The organism is Motilibacter rhizosphaerae, from assembly GCF_004216915.1.
In the GTDB taxonomy this organism is placed as follows: domain Bacteria; phylum Actinomycetota; class Actinomycetes; order Motilibacterales; family Motilibacteraceae; genus Motilibacter; species Motilibacter rhizosphaerae.
Map to the genome: position 1 here is coordinate 791,344 of NZ_SGXD01000002.1, position 22,875 is coordinate 814,218.

Annotated in this window: 21 protein-coding genes, 1 pseudogene and 1 riboswitch; of the genes and pseudogenes, 8 read left to right on the forward strand and 14 right to left on the reverse strand. The window is 74.6% G+C overall.

Features of this window, described 5'->3' with window-relative positions:
- Position 1 precedes the first annotated feature (1 nt).
- Complete coding sequence (locus EV189_RS09185; protein WP_130492591.1) at positions 2–745, forward strand: AIM24 family protein; 744 nt, start codon at positions 2–4, stop codon at positions 743–745.
- Here EV189_RS09185 and EV189_RS09190 read toward each other — a convergent pair.
- Positions 714–1,226 (reverse strand): anthrone oxygenase family protein, encoded by a 513-nt coding sequence (locus tag EV189_RS09190; protein WP_231116217.1) that lies wholly within the window; start codon positions 1,224–1,226, stop codon positions 714–716. The two genes, EV189_RS09185 and EV189_RS09190, sit on opposite strands and share 32 nt — an antisense overlap.
- Positions 1,223–2,050, reverse strand: a complete 828-nt coding sequence (locus EV189_RS09195; RefSeq protein WP_130492592.1) for a Rossmann-fold NAD(P)-binding domain-containing protein — start codon at positions 2,048–2,050, stop codon at positions 1,223–1,225. Before EV189_RS09195 ends, EV189_RS09190 begins: the two co-directional genes overlap by 4 nt.
- Positions 2,051–2,130: 80 nt before the next feature.
- Here EV189_RS09195 and EV189_RS09200 point away from each other — a divergent pair, with 80 nt between their 5' ends.
- Genes EV189_RS09200 through EV189_RS09210 form a run of 3 tightly spaced genes read left to right on the forward strand, consistent with a single transcriptional unit; the run spans position 2,131 to position 3,961 of the window.
- Entirely contained in the window at positions 2,131–3,063 is a 933-nt protein-coding gene (locus tag EV189_RS09200; RefSeq protein ID WP_130492593.1) for an AraC family transcriptional regulator, read from the forward strand.
- A gap of 18 nt (positions 3,064–3,081) precedes the next feature.
- On the forward strand, positions 3,082–3,279 hold the full coding sequence (locus EV189_RS09205; RefSeq protein WP_130492594.1) for a DUF6582 domain-containing protein: 198 nt from the start codon (positions 3,082–3,084) through the stop codon (positions 3,277–3,279).
- A gap of 19 nt (positions 3,280–3,298) precedes the next feature.
- Positions 3,299–3,961, forward strand: a complete 663-nt coding sequence (locus EV189_RS09210) for a hypothetical protein (RefSeq protein WP_130492595.1) — start codon at positions 3,299–3,301, stop codon at positions 3,959–3,961.
- Here the strand turns inward: EV189_RS09210 and EV189_RS09215 are convergent.
- Positions 3,958–4,356: a VOC family protein gene (locus EV189_RS09215; protein WP_130492596.1), complete on the reverse strand. Its 399-nt coding sequence runs from the start codon at positions 4,354–4,356 to the stop codon at positions 3,958–3,960. The genes EV189_RS09210 and EV189_RS09215 overlap by 4 nt on opposite strands.
- Positions 4,357–4,462: 106 nt before the next feature.
- Here EV189_RS09215 and EV189_RS09220 point away from each other — a divergent pair, with 106 nt between their 5' ends.
- Positions 4,463–5,677, forward strand: coding sequence for a pyridoxal phosphate-dependent aminotransferase (locus EV189_RS09220; RefSeq protein WP_130492597.1), 1,215 nt, complete (start codon positions 4,463–4,465; stop codon positions 5,675–5,677).
- Between the two features lie 19 nt (positions 5,678–5,696).
- Here the strand turns inward: EV189_RS09220 and EV189_RS09225 are convergent, their stop codons facing one another.
- From EV189_RS09225 to EV189_RS09235, 3 genes are read right to left on the reverse strand one after another with little or no spacing between them, the layout of a single operon-like run.
- The gene (locus EV189_RS09225) at positions 5,697–6,512 is read right to left on the reverse strand and encodes an HAD family hydrolase (RefSeq protein WP_130492598.1); all 816 of its coding nucleotides are present in this window, start codon (positions 6,510–6,512) and stop codon (positions 5,697–5,699) included.
- The gene (locus tag EV189_RS09230) at positions 6,509–8,968 is read right to left on the reverse strand and encodes a phosphoribosyltransferase (protein ID WP_196788542.1); all 2,460 of its coding nucleotides are present in this window, start codon (positions 8,966–8,968) and stop codon (positions 6,509–6,511) included. The genes EV189_RS09225 and EV189_RS09230 overlap by 4 nt, the downstream gene beginning before the upstream one ends.
- Entirely contained in the window at positions 8,965–10,119 is a 1,155-nt protein-coding gene (locus tag EV189_RS09235) for an HpcH/HpaI aldolase/citrate lyase family protein (protein WP_130492599.1), read from the reverse strand. Before EV189_RS09235 ends, EV189_RS09230 begins: the two co-directional genes overlap by 4 nt.
- A 210-nt stretch (positions 10,120–10,329) precedes the next feature.
- Here EV189_RS09235 and EV189_RS09240 point away from each other — a divergent pair, with 210 nt between their 5' ends.
- Together EV189_RS09240 and EV189_RS09245 are read left to right on the forward strand one after the other, a co-directional pair.
- Complete coding sequence (locus EV189_RS09240) at positions 10,330–11,691, forward strand: VWA domain-containing protein (protein ID WP_130492600.1); 1,362 nt, start codon at positions 10,330–10,332, stop codon at positions 11,689–11,691.
- A 22-nt stretch (positions 11,692–11,713) separates the two neighbouring features.
- Complete coding sequence (locus tag EV189_RS09245) at positions 11,714–13,201, forward strand: AAA family ATPase (RefSeq protein WP_130492601.1); 1,488 nt, start codon at positions 11,714–11,716, stop codon at positions 13,199–13,201.
- 14 nt (positions 13,202–13,215) lie between these two features.
- On the opposite strand, the gene EV189_RS09250 is transcribed toward EV189_RS09245, so the two are convergent.
- From EV189_RS09250 to EV189_RS09265, 4 genes are all read right to left on the reverse strand, one after another.
- On the reverse strand, positions 13,216–14,286 hold the full coding sequence (locus EV189_RS09250) for a DUF475 domain-containing protein (protein ID WP_130492602.1): 1,071 nt from the start codon (positions 14,284–14,286) through the stop codon (positions 13,216–13,218).
- A 100-nt stretch (positions 14,287–14,386) separates the two neighbouring features.
- Positions 14,387–14,968 (reverse strand): TerD family protein, encoded by a 582-nt coding sequence (locus EV189_RS09255; protein WP_130492603.1) that lies wholly within the window; start codon positions 14,966–14,968, stop codon positions 14,387–14,389.
- Positions 14,969–15,130: 162 nt separating this feature from the next.
- Positions 15,131–16,342 (reverse strand): hypothetical protein, encoded by a 1,212-nt coding sequence (locus tag EV189_RS09260; RefSeq protein ID WP_130492604.1) that lies wholly within the window; start codon positions 16,340–16,342, stop codon positions 15,131–15,133.
- A gap of 55 nt (positions 16,343–16,397) precedes the next feature.
- Positions 16,398–17,072, reverse strand: coding sequence for a VOC family protein (locus EV189_RS09265; protein WP_130492605.1), 675 nt, complete (start codon positions 17,070–17,072; stop codon positions 16,398–16,400).
- Between the two features lie 576 nt (positions 17,073–17,648).
- Between EV189_RS09265 and cysC the strand changes: the two are divergent.
- Positions 17,649–18,311 (forward strand): annotated as a pseudogene (cysC, locus tag EV189_RS21120) (adenylyl-sulfate kinase); the annotation flags it as partial.
- 44 nt (positions 18,312–18,355) lie between these two features.
- Here cysC and cysN read toward each other — a convergent pair.
- From cysN to EV189_RS09290, 4 genes are read right to left on the reverse strand one after another with little or no spacing between them, the layout of a single operon-like run.
- Complete coding sequence (gene cysN, locus EV189_RS09275) at positions 18,356–19,594, reverse strand: sulfate adenylyltransferase subunit CysN (RefSeq protein WP_130492606.1); 1,239 nt, start codon at positions 19,592–19,594, stop codon at positions 18,356–18,358.
- A 2-nt stretch (positions 19,595–19,596) separates the two neighbouring features.
- Positions 19,597–20,511 (reverse strand): sulfate adenylyltransferase subunit CysD, encoded by a 915-nt coding sequence (gene cysD / locus EV189_RS09280; protein WP_130492607.1) that lies wholly within the window; start codon positions 20,509–20,511, stop codon positions 19,597–19,599.
- Between the two features lie 16 nt (positions 20,512–20,527).
- Entirely contained in the window at positions 20,528–21,286 is a 759-nt protein-coding gene (locus tag EV189_RS09285) for a 3'(2'),5'-bisphosphate nucleotidase CysQ (RefSeq protein WP_130492975.1), read from the reverse strand.
- A 5-nt stretch (positions 21,287–21,291) separates the two neighbouring features.
- Positions 21,292–22,641, reverse strand: a complete 1,350-nt coding sequence (locus tag EV189_RS09290; RefSeq protein WP_231116220.1) for an aminotransferase class V-fold PLP-dependent enzyme — start codon at positions 22,639–22,641, stop codon at positions 21,292–21,294.
- 41 nt (positions 22,642–22,682) lie between these two features.
- Positions 22,683–22,797: riboswitch (SAM riboswitch) on the reverse strand.
- Positions 22,798–22,875: the final 78 nt, after the last annotated feature.

Below are 22,875 nucleotides of genomic sequence, written 5' to 3' on the forward strand. Positions count from 1 at the left end.
CATGTCCACCGTGCTCAACCCGATGACGCTGCCGGTCGACGACAACGTCAACCCGTACTCCTTCAGCATCGACCTGGTGCAGCAGCCGTGGTTCCTGCGCAAGGGCGCGATGATCGCGTACTACGGCCAGATCCGCTTCGACGGCCTGGCCCAGACCTCGCTGAGCTCCCTGGTGGCCAGGCAGTTCTCGAGCCCGCTCTACGCCCAGGAGTGGGTGGTGACGCAGGGCCAGGGCAAGCTGCTCATCGGCGACCGCGGCTACGACATCAACTCCTACGACCTCGACGCCGGCAACCTCACCATCCGCGCCGCCAACCTGCTGGGCTTCGAGACCAGCCTGGAGCTCAAGCAGTCCATCGTGCCGGGGTTCCTCACGCTGATCGGCACGGGGAAGTTCCTCGCCTCGTCCAACGGACCGGTCATCTTCGCCGAGCCGCCGATGCGCGTCGACCCCGAGGCGCTGCTCGGCTGGGCGGACTGCCCCTCCCCCTGCCACCACTACGACACCGGCTGGATGTCCGGCTTCCTCGCCTCGATGGCGCACACGGTGCTCGGCGTGCAGACCGGCGAGGAGCGCCAGTTCGACTTCACCGGCGAGGGCACGGTCCTGCTGCAGTCGAGCGAGAAGCCCCGGCTCGACCCGGCCTACGTCCGCCAGCTGGAGACGCAGGTCTCGGGCCTCCCCGTGTCCGGGCTGCAGCGGATCCAGTCCGTCATCCAGCAACGGCTGGGCGCGGAGCAGTAGCCGGAGCGCACGCCTCGCGCGGGACCCTGTCGGCCACCGCGGCCGCGCACAGCAGCGCGGCCGCGGCGATGCCGGTCGCCGCCCGCACGGTGTTGCACGCGGTCCACGGGCCGCTGTAGTCCGCCCAGTCGAGCGTGCCGGCGGCGAGCCGGTCGTTCATCGGCACGTTCGCGACCATCGTCGTGCCGATGACGCCGACGAGGTACGCGCCGGACCCGCCCAGCAGCAGCCGCCCCGCGCGGGTGCCGCGCGCACGGAAGCCCTGCCACGCCGTGACCAGCGTGAGGGCCGCGGTCCCGAACAGCGCGGTCATGAAGGGCGCCGTCACGGCCGTGACGTTGATCGACCGCATCGCCTCCGTCGCCGCCGCGTCGGGAAGCCGGTCGAGCGCCGGCATGACGAAGGCGCTGAAGGCGAAGAAGACCCCGCCGTTGAGGCCAGCCCCGACCGCGGCGGTCAAGGTCGTCCGCCGCCCGCTCACGACAGCACCGCAGCAGCAGCGGCAGCAGCAGCAGCCGCGAAGGACGGGAAGTCGCGCGGTGGGCGGCCGAGCGCCTGCTCCACGCCGTCGGCCGTCCGCTCGTTGCGCCCGTCGAGCACCTCGGTCAGCAGGTAGCCGACGAGCTCGACCTCGGCGTCGCTCACGCCGAGCGCGCGCAGCTCCACCGCGTACGCCGCCCACGGGACGCTCACGAAGCGGACCTCCGACCCGAGGGCGGCCTCCAGCAGCCCGCACGCCTCGCCCATCGTCAGCGCCTCGGGACCGGTGACCTCGAACACCCTGCCCTGCAGCCCGTCCTCGGTCAGTGCGCGCACTGCGACATCGGCGATGTCGTCGGCGTCGACGAACGGCTCGCGCACTGAGGGATCGACGGGGAGGACGAGCTCACCACCGCGTACGCCGTCGGCGAGGAACGCCTCGGTGAAGTCCTGCATGAACCAGCTCGCCCGCACGACCGTGATGCCGGGGAACTCCGCAGCAGCAGCCGCTTCTGCCCGCTGCGCCTCCGGCTCGCCCCGCCCGCTGAGCAGCACGAGGCGATCCAGCCCCTCCTCGGTGGCGAGGGCGGCGAGCCGGGCCACCTGCTCGTCGGCGCCGGGCACGGCGAGGTCGGGGGCGTAGGCGACGTACGCGGCCGACGCGCCGCGGAGCGCGGGAACCCAGGTGCCCGCGTCGTCCCAGTCGAAGCGGACGGGCGAGGTGCGCGAGGCGACGCGCGGGGCGAGTCCGTGCTCGCGGAGCCGGGAGACGACGCGGCGACCGGTCTTGCCGGTGCCGCCGATGACGGTGATGTCGGTTGCCATGCAGGCATTCCAGTCCGTCACGGGCTGACGCGGAATCGCCGAGCGTCGCACGGACATGCGCGAGCGTCTACGGTGGCGCGATGGACGCCGTCGCCAGCCTGCTGGACGGTCCGCGCGCCCGCGGCGCGTTCCTCCTGCGCTCGCGGCTGGAGCCGCCGTGGTCCATGCGGATCGAGGACGAGGCGCCGCTCACCCTCGTCACCGTGGTGACGGGCGGCGCGGTCGTGGTCGCGGACGACGGCCCTCCGCTGGAGCTCGCGCCCGGTGACGTCGCGCTGCTGCGCGGGCCGGACCCCTACGTCGTGGCGGACTCCGCCAGCACGCCGCCGCAGGTCGCCATCGGGCCCGGGCAGGAGTGCCGGGCGCTGGTGCAGCCGCCGGTCATGCGCGACCTCGACGTGCGGACGTGGGGCAACGACCCGGCGGGCAGCACGTACCTCGTCACCGGGACCTACGCCGGGATGGGCGAGGTGAGCCGGCGGCTGCTGGCCACGCTGCCGGCGCGGCTGCTCGTGCGCGCCACGGAGCGTGATGACGGCCTGGTGCGACTGCTCGCCGAGGAGGTCGGGCGCGACCTGCCGGGCCAGGAGTCCGTGCTCGACCGGCTGCTCGACCTCCACCTCGTCGCCGTGCTGCGCGCCGAGCTGGCGCGGCCGAGCGCGGGCGGCCCGCGGTGGTACGCCGCGCACGGCGACCCCGTCGTCGGACCCGCCCTGCGGCTGGTGCAGGACTCCCCCGGAGCGCCCTGGACGGTCGCCTCGCTGGCCCAGGCGTGCGGCACGTCCCGGGCGGCGTTCGCCCGCCGCTTCACCGAGCTGGTCGGCGAGCCGCCCATGGCCTTCCTCACCTCGTGGCGGCTCTCCCTGGCCGCCGACCTGCTCCTCGAGCCCGAGACGACGCTCGACGCGGTCGCCCGCCGGGTCGGCTACGGCAGCGCGTACGCCCTCAGCGCCGCGTTCAAGCGCGAGCGCGGCGTGAGCCCGGCGGAGTTCAGGCGCTCGGTCAGTCGCTAGAGCGGGTACCCCCTCGTCATGGCTGAGCTCGACGACAAGGACCGCAAGAAGCTCGACACCGGGCAGTTCGCGCTGCCGGAGGAGCGGAAGTACCCGATCCCGGACGAGAGCCACGCGCGCAACGCGCTCGCCCGGGTCGCGCAGCACGGCGACGAGGAGCAGCAGCGCGAGGTGCGCGAGCACGTGCACGAGCGCTACCCGGACGTCGGCTCCTGAGCGCGGATACCGTGGCGGGGTGGACCCGGCCGGCGTAGCGCAGCAGCTGCAGCGGCTGGGCGGGTTCGCCTCGGTCGAGCTGCACGACGCGGACCTGGTCCCGCCCTGGCTGCCGCTCTCCGCAGCGCTCGACGGCTCCGCCCTCCGGCCGCGGGTGGAGGCCACGGGCCGTGCCCTGGGGCCCTCCGTCCAGCCCCGCGTCGCGGCCTCCGTCGCGCAGCTCGGGTTGGCGGCCCGGCTCGTCACGCCGGTCGTGGCGGCCGCCGTGCTCGGGGCGCGGCTGCAGCCGGCAGGCGCGCACTGGCAGGACGTCCTCGGCGGTCCGGTGCCGCTGTCGCTGCCCCCCGACGCGCTGGAGCCCGCGACGACCGACGAGCTGGAGGCGCACCTCGTCGCCGTCGTCGAGGGCCCGCTGCGCGCGCTCGCGCGCGCGGTCACCGGCGCGTACGCCGTGCCGGAGCAGACCGCCGCCGGCAACACCGCCTCCGCGCTCGCGGGCGCGGCCGCCGTCGTCCCCGGCGCGCAGCGCTGGGTGCTCGCCGGGCTCGGCGCCAGCAGCCTCGCCGGGACGTGGGAGGCGCGCGGCGGGCGCTTCCGGCGGCGCTCCTGCTGCGGCGTGTGGCAGGCCGCGGGCGGGCGGGTCCACCCGGCCGCGCTGTGCGGCGACTGCGTCCTCGCCTAGGCGGACGCCCCCTCGGGCGCTCCGTGGAAGACCGCCTCGACGTTGTTGCCGTCGGGGTCGCGGAGGAACACGCCGTAGTAGCCGGGGTGGTACTCCGGGAACTCCCGCGCCTCGTGCAGGATCTCGGCGCCCTCCTGCCGGGCGAGCGCCTGCACGGCCTCCACCTCCTCGCGGCTGCCGGCGCTCAGCGCGAGGTGCACGGGCCGCACCCCGTCGTCGACGAGGCCGCTCACCCACAGCTGCCACGCACCGTCACGGCCGGCGAGGCCGACGACGAGGCCGTCGGGCGAGGGGAAGCGCACGCCCTCGACGACGCCGAGGGGCGCGAAGACCGTGGTGTAGAAGGCGGCGGAGCGCTCGGGGTCGCGGCACTGCAGGCCGAGGTGGTCGATCATGCCGGGGACGCTAGCGGCGGTCACCGACAGGCGGATCGTCCTCAGGCACGACCCTCGCCCGCTAATGCCGGCGACGAGCCCCAGCGGCGGGTGACACCATGGACACATGGAGTTCACCCAGTCTGCGAAGCTCAGCGACGTCCTCTACGACGTACGCGGTCCGGCCCTCAGCCGGGCCCGCGAGCTCGAGCAGGCAGGGCACCGGATCCTCAAGCTCAACATCGGCAACCCGGCGCCGTTCGGCTTCGACGCGCCCGAGGAGCTGCTCGAGGACATGATCGCGAACCTGCCGCGCGCGCAGGGCTACAGCGACAGCAAGGGCCTGCTCTCCGCCCGCCGGGCGGTCATGCAGTACTCCCAGCAGAAGGACATCGCCGGCGTCGACGTCGAGGACGTCTACCTCGGCAACGGCGTCAGCGAGCTCATCGTCATGGCGCTGCAGGCGCTGCTCGACAACGGCGACGAGGTCCTCGTCCCCGCGCCGGACTACCCGCTGTGGACCGCCGCGGTCTCGCTGTCCGGCGGCCGCGCCGTGCACTACCGCTGCGACGAGTCGGCCGGCTGGCAGCCGGACCTCGACGACCTCCGCGCGAAGGTGACGCCGCGGACGAAGGCGCTCGTCGTCATCAACCCGAACAACCCGACCGGCGCGGTCTACGCCCGCCCGGTCCTGGAGGGCCTCGTCGAGGTAGCCCGCGAGCACGGCCTGCTCCTGCTCTCCGACGAGATCTACGACAAGGTCCTCTACGACGACACCGTGCACGTGTCGACGGCGGCGCTCGCGCCCGATCTGCTCTGCCTGACGTTCAACGGGCTGTCCAAGGCGTACCGCGTCGCCGGCTTCCGCTCGGGCTGGATGATCGTGAGCGGTCCCAAGGGGCACGCCACGTCGTACATCGAGGGCCTCGACATGCTCGCCAACATGCGCCTGTGCGCCAACGTGCCGGCGCAGCACGTGATCCAGGCCGCGCTCGGCGGCCGGCAGAGCATCCGCGACCTCGTGCTGCCCGGCGGCCGGCTGCACGAGCAGCGCGACCTCGCCTGGGAGATGCTCAACGACATCCCCGGCGTCTCCTGCGTGAAGCCGAAGGGCGCGCTCTACTGCTTCCCGCGCCTCGACCCCGAGGTCTACCCGCTCGCGGACGACCGGGCGTTCATCCTGTCGCTGCTCGAGCAGAAGCAGGTGCTCGTCGTGCAGGGCACGGGCTTCAACTGGCCGTCGCCCGACCACTTCCGCATCGTCACGCTGCCGCCCGTCGAGCAGCTGCGCGACGCCATCGGGCGGATCCGCGAGTTCCTCGAAGCCGGCTCCTGGCGCTAGCCCCCCACTGGGCGGGCGGTCAGCCCGCCCAGTGGATCGCCTCGGCGACCAGCCAGCGCGCGATGTCCTCGCCCGCCACCACGCCGTAGGACCCGGTGATGTGGACGTTGGGCGCCGACCAGCCGGTGTCGTGCAGCTCGCCGTGCGCCGGGCGCACGCCCTGGTCGGCGAAGGCGAGCAACTCGGCGTCGAGGATCGAGTCGCCCGCTGCGAGCACGCGCGTCGCTGCGGTCTGCCGCGCCACCTCGGCCACTGCGGCCGACTTCGTCAGTTCCTTGGGGACGACGTAGAGCTTGCGGCCCTGCAGCGAGACCTGCCAGCCCTGGCCCTCGGCCCAGCCGCTCAGCTCGCTGACGAACGCGCCCGGCAGCTCCTCGCGCTCGACCACGGCGTAGCAGAAGAGCTCCTCCGCCACCCGACGCTTGCGCACGAACGAGCGCTCGCAGGCCTTGCGGAAGTACTCCGCCACCTCGGCGAGCGGCGCGGAGGTCGCCGCGAGCTTCGCGTCGACGGTCGCGCGCCACACCGGGTCGGTCACCCCGTCGATGAGCAGGTGCCCGCCGTTGGCGCAGATCGCGTAGCGCGGGGGCGGCCCCGGCAGACGCACGCGGCTGTACTGCTCGCGGGTGCGCGTCGTCGTCGGCACGAGCGTGGACGCGTAGGCCAGCTCGACCAGCAGGCGCCCGGCCTCCGCGGTGAGGAACGAGATCGGCTCCCCGCGGTAGACCTCGCCGACGAGCAGGGCGGGCGCGGCCGAGTCCGGGCCGGGCAGCGCCAGCGCGCGCCCGGAGTAGATGAGGGTGCGGTCGAGGTCGACGGCAGCGACGACGCTCACCGCTGCACCCCCGCGGCCGCGAGCCCGTCGGCGCCCGTCGCCCCCCGGTCGTAGCGCGGGTGGATGAGCCCCACACAGCTGTACGGCATGTCCTCGACCTCCTCGACCTCCACGCCCCGCTGCGATGCGAGGAGCAGCACATGGGCCAGCGCCGGCGCCGCCCCTCGCCGGACGAGGATCCGCCAGGGTACGCGCCGCAGCAGCACCCTGGTCGTCTCCCCGACGCCCGGCTTGACCAGGGTAGGGTCCCCGACGCCGTAGCGGTCACTGAGTTCCTCGACGGCGGCCCAGCCCGACCAGTCGGGCTCGCGGGGCCCCGCCGCGACCTGGCGCCAGGTCGCCTCGACCTCGCCCGCCACGTCGTCGAAGCGGGCGCTGACCGCGTCGAGGAAGCGGGCCGAGAGGTCGTGCGGCGCCAGGTCGGCGTAGTGCTTCGCCCCGTGGAACTGCCACGGCCGCAGCAGCTCCGCGTTGAGCACGGTGCGGCTGACGAGCCCGGAGACCGTGGAGTTGAGGCACGCCGAGGGGATGAGGAAGTCCTCCCGCGTGCCGAACGTGTCGACGCAGCGGCCAGGGTCGGCGAGCACGGCGAGGCGGGGTGCGACGTCCGGGCCGCCACCGGCGCGTACGGCGTCCAGGGCGGCCCGCAGCTCGCGCGCGATCGCCCCCTTGCCGGTCCAGCCGTCGACGAAGACCACCCGTCCGGGGCCGTGCTCGCGCACGAGCCAGCGCAGCGCGGTCTCGTCGAGGCCGCGACCGCGCACGATCGACAGCGCGTAGTGCGGCAGGTCCAGCCCACGGCGTGCGGCCCAGCGCCGGAGCAGGATGCCGACGGGCGTGCCGGCACGGGCGAGGCTCGCCAGCACGACGTCCTCCCCCGCCTCCGCGAGCACGATCTCGGCGACGACCCCGACGGCGGCGGCGACCTTCGCCGCGGACTCCTCGAGGGCCTGCTCGAACAGCTCGAGGTACGCCGCGCTGGGCGAGTACTCGACCGGCAGCGACTCCGCGTAGTGCGCGCCGCCGCGCTGGATCGCCTCCTCGCGCTCCTCGACGGGCGCCTCGATGCGGGCGCCGGAGAGGTCGGTGAGCAGCCAGCCGACCTCGTCCGCGGCGTACGAGCCGAAGTCGGGCCCGCGCAGCGGCTCGGGCAGCGGCAGCTGCGGCTCCACGTGGTAGGCGTCCAGGCGCGCGCCGAGCTGCGCGGCGAGCTCGCCGGGCACGTCGGTGTCGGTCACGAGGACGACGGCGTCCCACTCCTCCGGCCGGACGTTGTACGCGTAGCGGACGCCCCCGTCCTCGACCGAGCGGAAGGCGAGCCCCGCGCGCAGCGCGTAGCCCTCCTCGTCGACGGGCTGGGCGGGCGAGCGGGTCGTGCTCGAGGAGCGGACCTCGGCCCCGGGCAGCAGCGCGGCGATCCGGACCGCCAGGCGGAGGGGCAGGCCGAGCAGCTCCTCGGTGCCGAGCACGAGGACCCGGCGGGCGCCGGCGGGCAGGTCGGCCGCGACCAGCGCCGCCGCCGGTCCCAGCGCCTCCGCCGCGCGCTCGCGCTGGCGCGGGAGCAGCCCGTGCCGCGCGGACTCGGGGACGCCGTCGGGCCACGGCAGGGAGCGCCCCGGCAACGGCGGCCGGGCAGCCGGCGGCTCGGGGAGCGCGAGCCCGGCGAGCAGCAGCGGCGCCCGCTCGAGCACGTCGTCGGGGAGCAGGGCCCGCCCGCTCACCAGCGCGACGACCTCGACGGTCGCACCCAGGGCGCCGACCGCGGCGGCGAGGGCGTCCCGGTCGGCCTCCGGCCGCAGGTCGACGAGGCTGGCCACGACGTAGCGCTCGCGGGGCGCGACCGCGTGCAGCGCCTCGATGGTGTGCAGCACGGTGCGCCCGCTGGTGAGCTCGTCGTCGACGAGGACGAGCGGGCCGGGGACGTCGAGCAGCCGCGGGTCGTGCGGCAGCAGCAGGTGCGAGGTGGCGTGGCTGTGCGCCTCCTCGAACCCGGCGGCGGCGGGGACGCCGAGCGCGGGGCGGCGGGTCGAGCAGAGCACCGGGGCCCCGAGCGCGGCGGCGACGCCCTCGCCGAGGGCGGTCGCGGTCTCGGCGTACGCGAGCACCAGGGCGTCGACCGGCGGGGCCTGCGTCAGGGCGACCGCCCGCCCGTGCAGCTGCTCGGCCGCCCCTGGCTTGCCGGCGAGGGCACTGACCAGCAGCGCCCCCTCGGCCGGGCCCGGCGCGTGCGCGCCGGCGACCAGCAGCCGCCGGGTCAGGGCGCCCAGCAGCAGCGCGGCGCCCTCGACCACGCGCGGGTCCGTCGGGACGTGCTTCCCCAGCACCCGCGACACGAGCAGGTGCGCGCGGCGCGGGTTGCGGCGCAGGGCGAGCCCGAGCAGGTCGGGCAGCTCGAGCCCGAGCGGCGACCCGGACGTCTCGAGCCGGAGCCCGAGCCCGTCGACGATCCTGCTCACGCGGCCGCCGCGGCCAGCAGGTCGACGTAGGAGACGCCCTCGGCGTAGACGCCGAAGGCCTCCGCGCGGCGCAGGGTGCGCCGCGCCCAGGAGGTGTGCGGCTTCGACTCGTTCATCTTGTTGCGGTAGTGCGACGCCGCCACCCCGCCCTGCTCGCTGGTCCCGAGGATGTCGGAGGCGTCGCTCCACTCCTCGTGCGTGACGACGCTGAGCGCGTGGACGGGCAGCACGTGGCTCGGGTGGATGACGGTCTTGCCGGTGAGCCCGCTCGCCTTGTCGAGCACGACCTCGCGCAGCAGGCCGTCCACGTCGCGGGTGACGAGCTCGTCGCGCAGCTCCCCGGCGTCCTGCTCCTCGAACGGCGTCGAGCGCAGCAGCGAGCGGAACATCCGCGGGCGCGCCGAGAAGTACTCCCACACCGGGCCGCTGATGGTGAAGCCCGAGCCGTCGGCGCGGCCCAGCACGCCGACGATGTCGGCGATCGCCGCGGCGACCGGGGCCACGTCGTAGACCGTGAGGTCGCGGTCCCGGCGCAGGGCGTACGCGCTGGACAGGTCGGTCGCGCCGATGCGCAGCGACAGCACGCTGTCGCGGTGCTTGTCGAGCAGGCGCCCGACCCCGACGAGCGCGTCGACGCGGGTCTCCCGCGCGGCGATGACCGGCGACTCGAGCACCGGCATCGCGAGCAGGCGGGTGCCGGCGAGCGCGGACGCCTCCTCGACGGCCTCGAGGGCGCCGCCGGAGTCCTCGGTGAACTTCGGCAGCACGAAGCCGGCGAGCACGCCCGCGGCCGGGCCGAGCGAGGAGGCGATCTCGAGGACCTGCTCGGGGCGGCGGACGCGGACGAACAGCAGCGGTGCCGCGGCCCCGCTGCCGCTCAGGGCGGCGAGCTCGGCCACCGCGTGCGCCTGCGCGGCGGGGACGTCGTCGTCGGCGACGGCGTCCTCGAGGCACACGACCATGCTGCGCACGCCGAGGGAGGCCATCCGCACGGCGTCCGCCGCGAGGCTGGTGCGGGTGGCGGGGGCGTAGAGCGCGGCGCCGAGCGCCACCGCGAGCAGCGCCGGGTCGCTCTCCCGGTCGAAGGGCGCCGGAGGCAGGTGGAACAGCCGCTCGCGGGCGTCGGCCGGAAGGAACTCGAAGTGCTGCACGTGCCCTCCCCCCCTCGGGCGACCGCTGCTCGACCGCCCCTACGACTCCCCAACGCGGTCCGGTGCCCGGGAGTGCCGGCAGAGCGGGAGCGCCGAGGAGGGCGTCACCGTAGCGCCCCGAGGTGACGGGCGGGCGACGCGCGGGCGGCGGCTGTGGACGGCCGGGGCGCGGGTCGTCACCGGTCCGCGCGATCGGGCAGGATCGGAGGCATGCCGAGCATCGCCAAGGGCGCCAACGCCCCGCTCCCCAGCAGCTCCGTACGCGCCGTGCTCGGCTGGTCGCCCCGCCCGGGCACCCCCGACGTCGACGCCTCGGCCCTGCTCCTCCAGGCCAGCGGCAAGGTGCGCAGCGACGACGACCTGGTGTTCTACAACCAGCCGTCGCACCCCTCCGGCGCCGTCCGGCACGTCGGCAAGCAGCAGGGGCCCAGCGCCAGCGACAGCCTCGAGGTCGACACCGCGCGCCTGGAGCCGGGCGTGGAGCGCGTCGTCATCGCGGCCTCGGCGGACGGCGGGACGTTCGGCCAGGTGCCCGGCCTGCACCTGCGGGTGCTCGACGCGGGCTCCGGCGCCGAGCTCGTCCGCTTCGACATCACCGACGCCAGCAGCGAGACGGCGTTCGTCTTCGGCGAGGTCTACCTGCGCGGCGGGCAGTGGAAGTTCCGCGCCGTGGGCCAGGGCTACGCCTCGGGCCTGGCGGGCCTCGCCACCGACTTCGGCATCACCGTCGACGACGCACCCGCTCCCGCGGCTGCCGCTGCTCCCCCGGCGGCTCCCGCCGCCCCCGCGGTCTCGCTGAAGAAGCAGAAGCTCGTCGACCTCGAGAAGAAGCTCGAGCAGAAGGGCGACCGCAAGCTGCTCGACCTGACGAAGAAGGCCGCGGTCAGCCTGGAGAAGAAGGGGCTCGGCGAGCACACCGCGCGGGTCGCCATCGCGCTCGACATCTCGGGCTCGATGTACAAGCTCTACGAGACCGGCAAGATCCAGGCGCTGGCCGACCGCGTCCTCGCGCTCGGCATGCGCTTCGACGACGACGCGAGCATCGACTGCTTCGTCTTCGGCGAGGGCGGCTACCCGGCGGGCAGCATGACGCCCGACAACTACAGCGCCTACGTCGGCGAGATCCTGCGCTCGCACCGGCTGGAGGCCGGGACCTACTACGGCAAGGCGATGGCGGCGATCCGCAAGCACTACTTCGGCTCCGACGCGCCGCGCACGAGCCCGCTGAGCGATGCGCCCGTCTACGTCATGTTCATCACCGACGGGGCGACCTTCGACGAGGACGTCACCCGCGCCCAGGTCCAGTCGAGCTCCTACGAGCCGCTGTTCTGGCAGTTCATGGCGATCGGGCGCAGCGGTGGCGCGGGTGGCGGTCTCGGGCTGCACGGCCGCAGCGAGTTCGCGTTCCTCGAGGCGCTCGACGACATGCCGGGCAGGTTCCTCGACAACGCCGACTTCTTCGCGGTGGAGGACCCCGCGTCGCTCTCCGACGACCGGCTCTTCGAGCTGATGATGACGGAGTACCCCGGCTGGCTGCAGCAGGCGCGGCAGAAAGGGCTCGTGCGCGGCTGATCCTGCGCCCTAGGCTGCCGACGTGCCTGACGAGGACGAGCTGCGGCAGTTCGCCAGGGCGTTCCGGGAGCTCAGCGAGTGGGCCCACCGCGACGCCCCGCGCGGAGACGTCGAGGTGGTGCGGGTCCTGCGCGACCACCTCGGGGAGAGCGGCGTCGAGCCCTCCGTCGTGACCCGTACGCTGCCGCCCTTCGAGCACGTCAACCTCCAGGTGGCGCTCGACGCGTGGTCGGCGGCGGACGGTCGGCGGGTGCGCGTCGAGGGCGTGAGCCTGCCGGCCAACTGGGGACCCGTCGACCTCCAGCAGCTGCTGCACGGCGACGGCCTGCCGCCCGTGCGGCTGACGGCACCGGCACTGGTCGACCTGCCCTCGGGCCCCGGGCGCACCCGCGCCTGCCTGCGCACCGCGCTGCTGCTCGTCGAGGACGACGCGCTCGGCCGGGTGGCGCTGTTCCTGCGCGAGCCGACGCCGAACCGCGGCGAGCCCGAGCTGGTCGTCGAGGTCGCCGGGCTGCCGACGGCGCAGGCGCAGGAGCTGCTGGCCGAGCTGGACCGGCTGCGCCTGCAGCACAACGTCTACCGCGGCCAGGTCATCGAGCTGGCCCAGGGGCCGTACGGCTTCACCGTCGCCTTCCCCGAGCTCCCGCCCACCGAGCGCGCGGACGTCGTCCTCCCCGAGGCGGTGCTGCGGCGGGTGGAGCGGCACGCGCTCGACGTGGCGCGGCGGCGCGACGACCTGCGCGCGGCGGGCCAGCACCTCAAGCGCGGGCTGCTGCTGTACGGCCCGCCCGGCACCGGCAAGACGCACACGACGCGCTACCTCGTGCAGCACCTGCCGGGCACCACCGCGCTCATGCTCTCCGGCCGCTCGCTGCACCTCGTCGGCGCCGTCACCGCCCTGGCGCGCGAGCTGCAGCCCTCCGCCGTCGTGCTCGAGGACGTCGACCTCGTGGCCGAGGACCGCGGGTTCGGGCCGGGCCCGAGCCCGGTGCTGTTCGAGCTGCTCGACGCGATGGACGGCGCTGCCTCCGACGCGGACCTGCTCTTCCTGCTGACGACCAACCGCGCCGACCTGCTCGAGCCGGCCCTGGCGGCGCGCCCCGGCCGCGTCGACGTGGCCGTGGAGATCGGCCTGCCCGACGAGGAGGCGCGGCGCCGGCTCTTCGCTGTCTACACCCGCGGGGTCCCCCTGGAGGCAGCGGACGAGGACGTGGACGACGTCGTCGCCCGCAGCGAGGGCGTGACGGCGTCGTTCATGAAGGAGCTCGTCCGCCGCGCCGTGCTCGAGGCGCTCGCCGACGACCCGGCGGCGCCGCTCCGGGTCGTGACCGGCGAGCACCTGCACCGGGCCCTCGACGACCTGCTCGACACCGGACAGGAGGTGACGCGCGCCCTGCTCGGGGTCCCCGCCGACCAGAGCGCACCACCCGGACCGGCAGCGGGGGCTGCCAGGCCGGGGCGCTTCTCCGGCCACGCCGTCGTGACCCGCGCCGCCCGCTACCCCGGCTAGGCGCGGGGCCGGGCTCAGGCGTGGATGCCCAGCTCCTCGCGCTCGGCCGCGCTCTTGTTGTGCTGCACCGAGCTGAAGAACGCCGCGCCGATGAACGCCACCCCGATGAGCCCGGTGACGACCTCGGGGATGTCCGTGCCGATCGAGACGAGCATGATCGTGGCGAGCGCGCCGATCGCCCAGTGCGCGCCGTGCTCGAGGAAGACGTACTCCGACAGCGTCCCCTTGTGCACGAGGTAGACCGTCAGCGAGCGGATGTACATCGCGCCGATGCCCAGGCCCGCGGCGATGACGTAGATGTCGTCGGTGATGGCGAAGGCCCCGATGACGCCGTCGAAGGAGAACGACGCGTCCAGCACCTCGAGGTAGAGGAAGAGGAAGAACGCGGCCTTGCCGACCACGCCGGTGACCGACGTGCTGCTCGCGCCCTCCTCCTCGTCGTCGCCGGCCGACTCGAACAGGTTGCCGAGGCTGTTGACGACGAGGTACGTCACGATGCCGAGGATCCCCGAGAGCAGCACGTCACCCGGCTCGTCGGCGGCGACCTCCGCGGCGACGGCGAGCGCGACCAGGGAGACCACGACGGCGAGTCCGTCGACGGCGCCCAGCCGGCCGAGGGGGACCTCGAGCCAGCGCAGCCAGCGGAACTCGCGCTCGACGTCGAAGAGCCAGTCGAGGAAGAGCAGCAGGAGGAACATCCCGCCGAACGCCGCGATGTCGGGGTGCGCGTGGTGGAGGAGGTACGCGTACGTCCCCGGCGTGTCCACGCTGCCGCCCTCGTTGGCGAGCTTGAGCGCCTCCCACGGCGAGAGCTTCGCCGTGATGCCGACGATGAGCAGCGGGAACAGCAGCCGCATGCCGAAGACCGCGATGGCGATGCCGACGGTGAGGAACACCCGCTGCCAGAACTCCGACATCCGCTCGAGGATCTTCGCGTTGACGACCGCGTTGTCGAACGACAGCGAGATCTCGAGGACCGAGAGGATCGCCACGAGCGCGAGGGCCTGCGGGCCGCCGAGCAGGAGGGCGGCGACGAGGCCGATGGCGGTGATGAGGAAGGCCCAGCGGAAGGTCCGCAGCAGCACAGGGTTCTCCAGGGAGTGGGGGGCTCGCCAGGCTAGCGGGCCAGGGACGGCTGCGGCCCGTCGTCCACAGGGACGGCGGGCCGCAGCAGAGCGTGGAGGGTCAGACCCCCACGCCGAAGTCGAGCGCGATGCCGCGCAGGCCCGAGGCGTAGCCCTGGCCCACGGCGCGGAACTTCCACTCCGCGCCGCTGCGGTAGACCTCGCCGAACACCATCGCGGTCTCGGTCGAAGCGTCCTCGGAGAGGTCGTAGCGGGCGAGCTCCGCGCCGCCCGCCTCGTTCACCACGCGGATGAAGGCGTTGCGGACCTGGCCGAAGTTCTGCGAGCGCGCATCGGCGTCGTAGATCGAGACGACGAAGACGACCTTGTCGACCTCGGCCGGCACGAGCGGCAGGTTGACCTTGATCGCCTCGTCGTCGCCCTCGCCCTCACCGGTCTTGTTGTCGCCGGTGTGCTCGACCGCGCCCTCGGGGCTCTTCAGGTTGTTGAAGAAGATGAAGTGCTGGTCGGAGAGCACCTTGCCGTCGGTCTTGACCAGGATCGCCGAGGCGTCGAGGTCGAAGTCCGTGCCGGTGGTGGTGCGGGTGTCCCAGCCGAGCCCGACGAGGATGTTGCTGAGACCGGCCGGCCCCGCCTCCTTCGTCAGCGAGACGTTGCCACCCTTGGAAAGGCTGACTCCCACGCGGGTCCTCCCGTGTCGTCGGCCGACGGTGGTGCCGGCGCGTACCGTCTGGACAACGCCGCGGACCGGCGTGCCAGTTCCGCAGCCTAGCGAGGACGTGCCGGGAAGAGGTGGGGCAGTTCGGGCACTCCCCCGCGCTGGACGGCCCTCAGCGGCTCGCGCTCACCGGCCGCGGGCCCGGCGCACGTCGTCCACGACCTGCGCCGCCGTGCGCTCGATCGACCCCAGCTCGGCGGCGTAGGCCCACCAGTCGCGGTGGCCGCGGACCCCCAGCCCGTGCTCGAGCTGCTCGAGGCGGGCGACGAGCCCGTCGAGCCGCGCCACCCAGGCCGGGCGGGGCGCCTCCTTGCCGCTGCCGACGACGAGGCGCTGGGCGTCGCGGACGGCGAAGCGGGCGCGTTCGAGGGGCTCGCGCGGCCGGGACTCCACGGCGCGCAGCGCCTGCAGCCGGCGCCCGACGCCGTCGACCGCCGCCTCCGCCCGCTCGAGGTCGCTGACGAGCTGGCGCACCTGCTCCTCGGCGCGGCCCACCTCCCCGGCGTGCAGCAGCCGGCGCAGGTCCGCGACGCGGTCCGGCAGCGCGGCGAGCAGCGGGCGCGCCGCGGCCAGCGCGCCCTCGACGTCGCGCCACGAGGGCTCGACGAAGTCCCGGCGCAGCGTGCTGAGGTCCGGGGCCAGCGCCTCCGCGCGGTACGCGACGGCGTCGACCCGTACGCCCAGGGAGGCGAGCCGCCGCTCGAGCGCCGCGCTGCGCTCCCCCAGCGTGCTCGCGGCCTGCACGACCCGGTCCGCCGAGCGGCGCACCTCCTCGGCCGCCCGCCGCGCGGCCTCGGGTCCCTGCTGCACCGCCCCGCCGGCGATCCCCTGCGCCGCCTGCTCCGCGCCGCGCAGCAGGTCCGCGACGTCGTGGGGCACGGGGTCGAGGGCGGCCACGGCGGACCGCGCCCGCTCCAGCGCGGCCCGCGCCTCCTGCACCCGGGCCGTGGCCTCGACCAGTGCGCGGTCGGCGCGCTCGAGGGCCGGCGCGTACCTCCCCTGGAGCTGCTCCAGCCGCGTCGCCGCCGCCTCGAGCGCCCACGTGGCCTCGTCGAGGGCGGGCACCGCGGCGGCCGGGTCGGTGCTGGGCAGCTCGAGGTCGAAGCGGTCGAGGGTCGCGATGTAGCGCGCGGCGACCTGCTCGGCCTCGGCGTCGAGCGGGGCGAGCTCGGCGGCCATCCGCCCCGCGTCGGGGCCCGGCTCCAGCCGGGAGTACGCCGCGCTGGCCACCGTCACGGCCCGCTGCGCGGAGTCCATCCGGTAGAACGCCTGCATGGCGCGGTCCCGGGCCGCCTGTGCGGCCGGGAGCAGCTGCTCCCTGTCGCGTCGGCTCCGCACAGGCCCAGCGTAGATCCCCCCTCAGCCGTGATCATGCACGTCCTGGGGTCGCGGGTCAGGGCAGGAAGACGCAGAACTCGTTCCCGTCCGGGTCGGCGAGCACGTGCCAGCGGATCTCGTCGTCCTGGGCGCGGACCACGCTCGCCCCGCGCTCCAGCAGCGGCTCCAGTGCCGGCGCGGTCACGTCCCAGTGCCAGCGGTTCTTCACGACCTTCGGGTCGTCGACCCCGACGAACTTCCAGGTGTCCCACGGCAGGCCGTCGACGTGCGTCAGCCAGCGCCGGGTGCCGTCAGGTGCGGCGCTCGCCTCCGCCCCGAGCACGTCGGCCCACCACGCGGCGATCTCCTCCGGGCGCGGGCTGTCGACGACGATCGCGCTCGGCCGCGCGGGCCCGGGCGGGAAGACGCAGAACTCGTTGCCCTCCGGGTCCTGCAGCACGCTCCACTCCTGCGCCGCGGCGTAGCCCGGGGCGACCCGCGCGCCGAGCCGGACGTACGCGTCGATGTCGTCGGCGACGAGGTCGAGGTGCACGCGGTTCTTCACGGTCTTCGGCTCCGGCACCGCGTTGACCCAGACGGTCCGCTCGGACGCCCCGCCCCTCATCACCCCGTCCGGCCCGCCAGTGTGCTCGCCCGTGAGGCCGAGCACCGGCCCCCAGAAGCCCATGGCCACGTCGGTGTCGGCGGCGTCGAGGACGAGGCCCTTCCAACGGGCGGTCGCATCGCTCATGCGGGCCAGCATGCCCCTCCGACCGGCGGCAGGGCACCTGGGTTCCTACCCGTACGCGACACTTGCCGTATGGCAGCGCAGCAGGTTCCCGTGCCCGACGCCGTCGCGGAGGAGGTCGAGCTCGCGCTCGCCGGCTGGCACCCCCGGCAGCCGGCCGTCCCGGCGCCGGCGGCGGTCGGGGACGAGCTGGTCCTCGTCGACCGGGAGGCGGTCCCCTTCGCCCGGATGCTCGTCTCCGCGGTCGCCGAGGACCGGGCGAGCGGCGAGCTGGAGCGGCTCCGCGCCCGCAGCGGAGGTCTCTTCGCGCCGCTCCACGACGGGCCCGTGCCTGACGGCGACGTGGTCGTGTGCACGGCGCCGCTGCACCGGCACGACCTGCTCGCGCTCCCGGAGGGCGCCGTGCTGGTCGGCGTCGTCGGAGCCGGTCGCGCGTACCCCGCGGAGGTCCTCGTCCCCGCGCTCGCGGCGACCGGCCTGCCCGTGCGCCTGCTCACGGTGCCGGCCCAGCTCGACGCCGCCGCCGTCGTGGAACGCTGGGCCGGACGGCCGGTCACCGTCCCGAGCGCAGCAGGACCGCTGACGCAGCAGGAGGTCCTCGACCTGCTCGACGCCGGCGCGACGTTCCCCGCGGGCTTCACGCTCCCCGGGGTCGAGGAGGCCCTGCGGCGCTGGCGGGTCCCCCTGCACCGGCGCGGCACGGTGCTGCTGTTCACGGGCCTCTCGGGGTCCGGCAAGTCCACGCTCGCCCGCGCTGTCGTCGAGCGCGTCCTCGAGCGGACGGCCCGCTCGGTCACCGTGCTCGACGGGGACGTCGTCCGCACGATGCTCTCGTCCGGGCTCGGGTTCTCCCGGCCCGACCGGGAGCTGAACGTCCGCCGCATCGGCTGGGTGGCCGCGGAGGTCGCGCGGCACGGCGGCACCGCCGTCTGCGCCCCCATCGCGCCGTACGCCGCGGTGCGCGCCGAGGTCCGCGCGATGGCGGAGGCGGCGGGGGCGGCGTACGTCCTCGTGCACGTCGCGACGCCGCTGGAGGTCTGCGAGGCCCGGGACCGCAAGGGGCTCTACGCGAGGGCCAGGGCCGGCGAGATCCCGGAGTTCACCGGGATCTCCGACCCGTACGACGTGCCGGAGGACGCGGACGTCCGGGTGGACACCAGCGAGCTCCCGCTGGGCGAGGCCGTCGACCGCGTGTGGGCGCACCTCGTGGAGCGCGGTCTCGTCCCCTCCACCCCGCGGTGATCATGCACGTCCTGGGGCCCAGGACGTGCATGACCACGGGGGGTCTAGTCGTGGACCATCCCCGCGCCCACGGTCCGGTTGGTCGCCTCGTCGACGAGGATGAAGCCGCCCGTGCTGCGGTTGCGGCTGTACGCATCGGCGAAGAGCGGGACCGTCGTACGCAGTCGGACGCGGCCGATGTCGTTGAGCCCCAACGAGTCCGCGGTCTCGTCGCGGTGCAGGGTGTTGACGTCCAGCTGGTACTGGACCTCCTTGACCAACGCCCGGGCCGAGCGCGTCGTGTGCTTGATCGCGAGCTTCTGCCCTGCGCGCAGGGGTTCCTCCGTCATCCAGCAGATCATCGCGTCGACGTCCTGCTGCGGCTGCGGCGCGTTGCGCGGCCGGCAGATCATGTCGCCGCGAGAGATGTCGATCTCGTCCTCGAGCCGGATCGTCACCGCCATGGGGGCGAAGGCCTCCTCGACGGGGCCGTCGAAGGTGTCGATGCCGGCGATGCGCGAGGTGAACCCGCTCGGCAGCACCTGGACCTCGTCACCCGGCTTGAAGACGCCCGAGGCGATGGTGCCCGCGTAGCCGCGGTAGTCCGGGAACTCGCGCGACTGCGGCCGGATGACGTACTGCACCGGGAAGCGGGCGTCGACGAGGTTGCGGTCCGACGCGATGTGCACGTGCTCGAGGTGGTGCAGCAGCGAAGGCCCGTCGTACCACGGCATGGTGGCCGACTTGTGCACGATGTTGTCGCCCTCGAGGGCGGAGATCGGGATGACCGTGAGGTCGTGCACCTGGAGCTTGGTGGCGAAGCCGCAGAACTCCTCGCCGATGGCCTCGAAGACCTCCTGCGAGTAGTCGACGAGGTCCATCTTGTTGACCGCGACGACGAGGTGCGGGACGCGCAGCAGCGAGACGAGGAACGCGTGCCGGCGCGACTGCTCGAGGATGCCCTTGCGGGCGTCGACGAGGACGATCGCGAGGTCCGCGGTGGAGGCCCCGGTCACCATGTTGCGGGTGTACTGGATGTGCCCCGGGGTGTCGGCGATGATGAACTTGCGCCGCGGGGTCGCGAAGTAGCGGTAGGCGACGTCGATGGTGATGCCCTGCTCGCGCTCGGCCCGCAGGCCGTCGGTGAGCAGCGCGAGGTTGACGTAGTCGTTGCCCGCCGAGGCGCGCTCGACCGCTTCGTACTGGTCCTCGAAGATGGACTTGCTGTCGTAGAGCAGCCGCCCGATGAGCGTGCTCTTGCCGTCGTCGACCGAGCCGGCCGTGGCGAACCGCAGGATGTCCATGGCTAGAAGTACCCCTCGCGCTTGCGGTCCTCCATGGCGGCCTCGCTGACCCGGTCGTCCCCGCGGGTCGCGCCCCGCTCGGTGAGCCGGGTGCTCGCGACCTCCGCCAGGACCTTCTCGATGGTGTCGGCGTCGGAGCGCACGGCCGCGGTGAGGTTGGCGTCGCCCATCGTGCGGTAGCGCACGCTCTCCCGGGTGACCCGCTCACCCTCGCGCGGCGTCACGAAGTCGCCGACGGCGTACAGCATGCCGTCGCGCTCGACGACCTCGCGCTCGTGGGCGTAGTAGAGCGCGGGGATCTCGATGCCCTCGGCGGCGATGTAGGACCAGACGTCGAGCTCGGTCCAGTTGGACAGCGGGAACACGCGGATGGACTCGCCGAGGTGGATGCGCCCGTTGTAGAGGTTCCACAGCTCGGGGCGCTGGTTCTTGGGGTCCCACTGGCCGAAGTCGTCGCGGAACGAGAAGACCCGCTCCTTGGCACGGGCCTTCTCCTCGTCGCGCCGCGCGCCGCCGAACAGCGCCGTGAAGCGGTGCTTCTCGACGGCCTCGAGCAGCACGGGGGTCTGGATGCGGTTGCGCGAGCCGTTCGGCTCCTCGCGGACGAGGCCGCGCTCCATGGCGTCCGGCACGGACGCGACGAGCAGCTGCACGCCGAGCTCGGTCGCCCGCCGGTCGCGGAACTCGAGGACCTCGGGGAAGTTCAGCCCCGTGTCCACGTGCATGACCGGGAAGGGGATGCGCGCCGGCCAGAACGCCTTCTCCGCCAGCCGCAGCATGACGATGGAGTCCTTGCCGCCCGAGAAGAGCAGCACGGGGCGCTCGAGCTCGGCCACCACCTCGCGGAAGATGTGGATCGACTCCGCCTCCAGCACCTGCAGCTGGCTCAAGCGGTAGTCGTGCGACGGGCTCGTCATCCCGCGGTCCTCCCCGTCAGCTCGTCCGGCTCGTGCCGGCGGCGCCGGCTCGTCGAGCCACCGCCGCCAGGACCGCGTCCGCCAGCTCGGGGCGGCACACCACCAGGTCCGGCAGTGACGGGTCCGGACGATTGTAGAGAAGCGGCGAACCGTCGACCCGGCTGGTGTGCAGCCCGGCCGCCCGCGCGACGGCGACCGGGGCCGCGCTGTCCCACTCGTACTGCCCGCCGCTGTGCACGTACGCGTCGACCTCCCCGCGGACGACGGCCGCGACCTTGACCCCCGCGGAGCCCATCGGCACGGTGACGCCACCGAGCTCCTCGACGACCCCGAGGACGAGGTCGGAGGCCCGGCTGCGGCTCACCGCGAAGCGGGGCGGGTCGGCGACGGGCGGCAGCGCCGGAGGGACGTCGTCGGTGGCGAGCACGACGCCCTCGGCGGGCAGCGCGACCACGCCGTCGGTGAGCTCCCCGCGCTGCCACAGCGCGACGTGCACGGCCCAGTCCGCCCGTCCGAGGGCGTACTCCTTGGTGCCGTCGAGCGGGTCGACGATCCACACGCGCTCCGCACGCAGGCGCGCGGGGTCGTCGACCGCCTCCTCGGAGAGGACGGCGTCCCCGGGCCTGAGCCGGGCGAGCACGGCCGCGATCGTCGCCTGCGCCCCGCTGTCGCCGCGGGCGGCGAGGCCGGGGGCGTCACCGAACGACGTGCGCAGCGCCAGCAGCACGTCTCCTGCGTCGGCGGCCGCCGTGCGCGCGACCGCGGCGTCGGACAGCGCCGTCACGCAGCGGACCCGTCGAGGATCGCCGTGGCGAGCCCGGCGGGGTCGCCCGCCGCGGGCACGGGCGTCGCCGTCCCGGCGGCGACGAGCGCGCGGACGCCCTCGACGAGGGCGGCGACGTCGGCCTCGGTCGTGCCGACGCCGAGCGAGGCGCGGACGGCGGTGCCGGCGTCGACGTCGGCGCAGCCCGGCGCGCTCGGCACGCAGTCCAGCAGGCGGTCGACGAGCGGGTGCGCGCAGAAGCGGTCGTGCCGCACGCCCACGCCGTGCTCCGCGCTCAGCCGGGTGGCGAGCGCGCGGGGGGTCCAGCCCGCCACCGTGAAGGTGACGACGCCGATCCGGTCGGCGGCGGGCCAGAGCCGGTGGACGGTGACGCCCTCGACGCCGCGCAGGCCCTCCTCGAGCAGCGCGGTCAGCGCCTGCTCCCGCTCCTCGAGCGCGGCGCGGCCCGCGGCCTCCAGCTCGCGGCAGGCGGCGGCGATCGCGACCGCGCCGAGCACGTTGGGCGTGCCGCCCTCGTGCCGCGCCGGGCCGGTCGCCCACACCTGGTCGGTGGTGCTCACCGAGCGGACGGCGCCGCCGCCCGGGAGGTACGGCGCGGCCTCGTCCAGCCAGTCCGCGCGGCCCGCGAGCACGCCCGAGCCGTACGGCGCGTAGAGCTTGTGCCCCGAGAACGCCACCCAGTCCGCGCCCAGCGCGGCGAGGTCGAAGCGGCGGTGCGGCACGAGCTGCGCGGCGTCGACGGCGACCCGCGCGCCGTGCGCCTGCGCGACGCGGACGAGCTCGGCCAGCGGCCACACCTCGCCGGTGACGTTGCTCGCGCCCGTGACCGAGACGAGCACGCGTCCGGGCAGCGCGTCCAGCGCGGCGTCGAGGGCGAGCACGGCCTCCTCGGGGCCGGCCGGCACCGGGAGCAGGACGTGGTCGCCGCGCTCGCGCCAGGAGAGCAGGTTGGCGTGGTGCTCGCTCGCGAAGCTGACGACGGTCACGTCGGCGGGCAGGCAGTGCGCGAGCAGGGAGAACGCGTCGGTGGTGTTGCGGGTGAGGACGACCTCGTCGCCAGGGCGGCACCCGAGGAAGGCCGCGATCCGCTCGCGCGACTGCTCGAGCAGCTCGGTGCTCACCTGGCTGGCGAAGCCGGCGCCGCGGTGGACGCTGGCGTACCACTCCTGGGCGCGGGTCACCGTCTCCTGCACCGCGACGAGCGCGGGGGCGGAGGCGGCGACGTCGAGGTCGGCGTACGCGGTGGTGCCCGCCGCGACGGGCACGAGGCGGCCGGCGCCGACGACGGGGAGCGGGGTGCCGGGGACGACGGTGCCGGTGGTGGGGGCGTCGAGGAGCAGCGTCACGGGACTTCTCCAGGTCCGGGGACCCGGAGGACGACTCGGCGGGTCCGCGCTTGCCGAGCCGCACTGCGCGACCGGCCAGGTCGTCACCCGGAGCACCCCGCCGCGGAGGAGGGTTGCCGACCAGCAAGCCGGGGCTGAACGCTGGCACTCGTGACCTGCGTGCAGTCTGTCACAGCCGCCCGCGGGTCGCGCAAGGGGGATCACCCGGACGGAGCAGCGAGCACGCCGCCACTC

Bases quoted from the DNA above. Each gene is read 5' to 3' on its own strand.
- EV189_RS09205 (WP_130492594.1), top strand. From the start codon at position 3,082: ATGGCTGAGCTCGACGACAAGGACCGCAAGAAGCTCGACACCGGGCAG.
- EV189_RS09220 (WP_130492597.1), top strand. From the start codon at position 4,463: ATGGAGTTCACCCAGTCTGCGAAGCTCAGCGACGTCCTCTACGACGTA.
- EV189_RS09215 (WP_130492596.1), bottom strand. From the start codon at position 4,356: ATGATCGACCACCTCGGCCTGCAGTGCCGCGACCCCGAGCGCTCCGCC.
- EV189_RS09200 (WP_130492593.1), top strand. From the start codon at position 2,131: ATGGACGCCGTCGCCAGCCTGCTGGACGGTCCGCGCGCCCGCGGCGCG.
- cysD (WP_130492607.1), bottom strand. From the start codon at position 20,511: ATGACGAGCCCGTCGCACGACTACCGCTTGAGCCAGCTGCAGGTGCTG.
- cysN (WP_130492606.1), bottom strand. From the start codon at position 19,594: ATGGACATCCTGCGGTTCGCCACGGCCGGCTCGGTCGACGACGGCAAG.
- EV189_RS09195 (WP_130492592.1), bottom strand. From the start codon at position 2,050: ATGGCAACCGACATCACCGTCATCGGCGGCACCGGCAAGACCGGTCGC.
- EV189_RS09185 (WP_130492591.1), top strand. From the start codon at position 2: ATGTCCACCGTGCTCAACCCGATGACGCTGCCGGTCGACGACAACGTC.
- EV189_RS09265 (WP_130492605.1), bottom strand. From the start codon at position 17,072: ATGAGCGATGCGACCGCCCGTTGGAAGGGCCTCGTCCTCGACGCCGCC.
- EV189_RS09240 (WP_130492600.1), top strand. From the start codon at position 10,330: ATGCCGAGCATCGCCAAGGGCGCCAACGCCCCGCTCCCCAGCAGCTCC.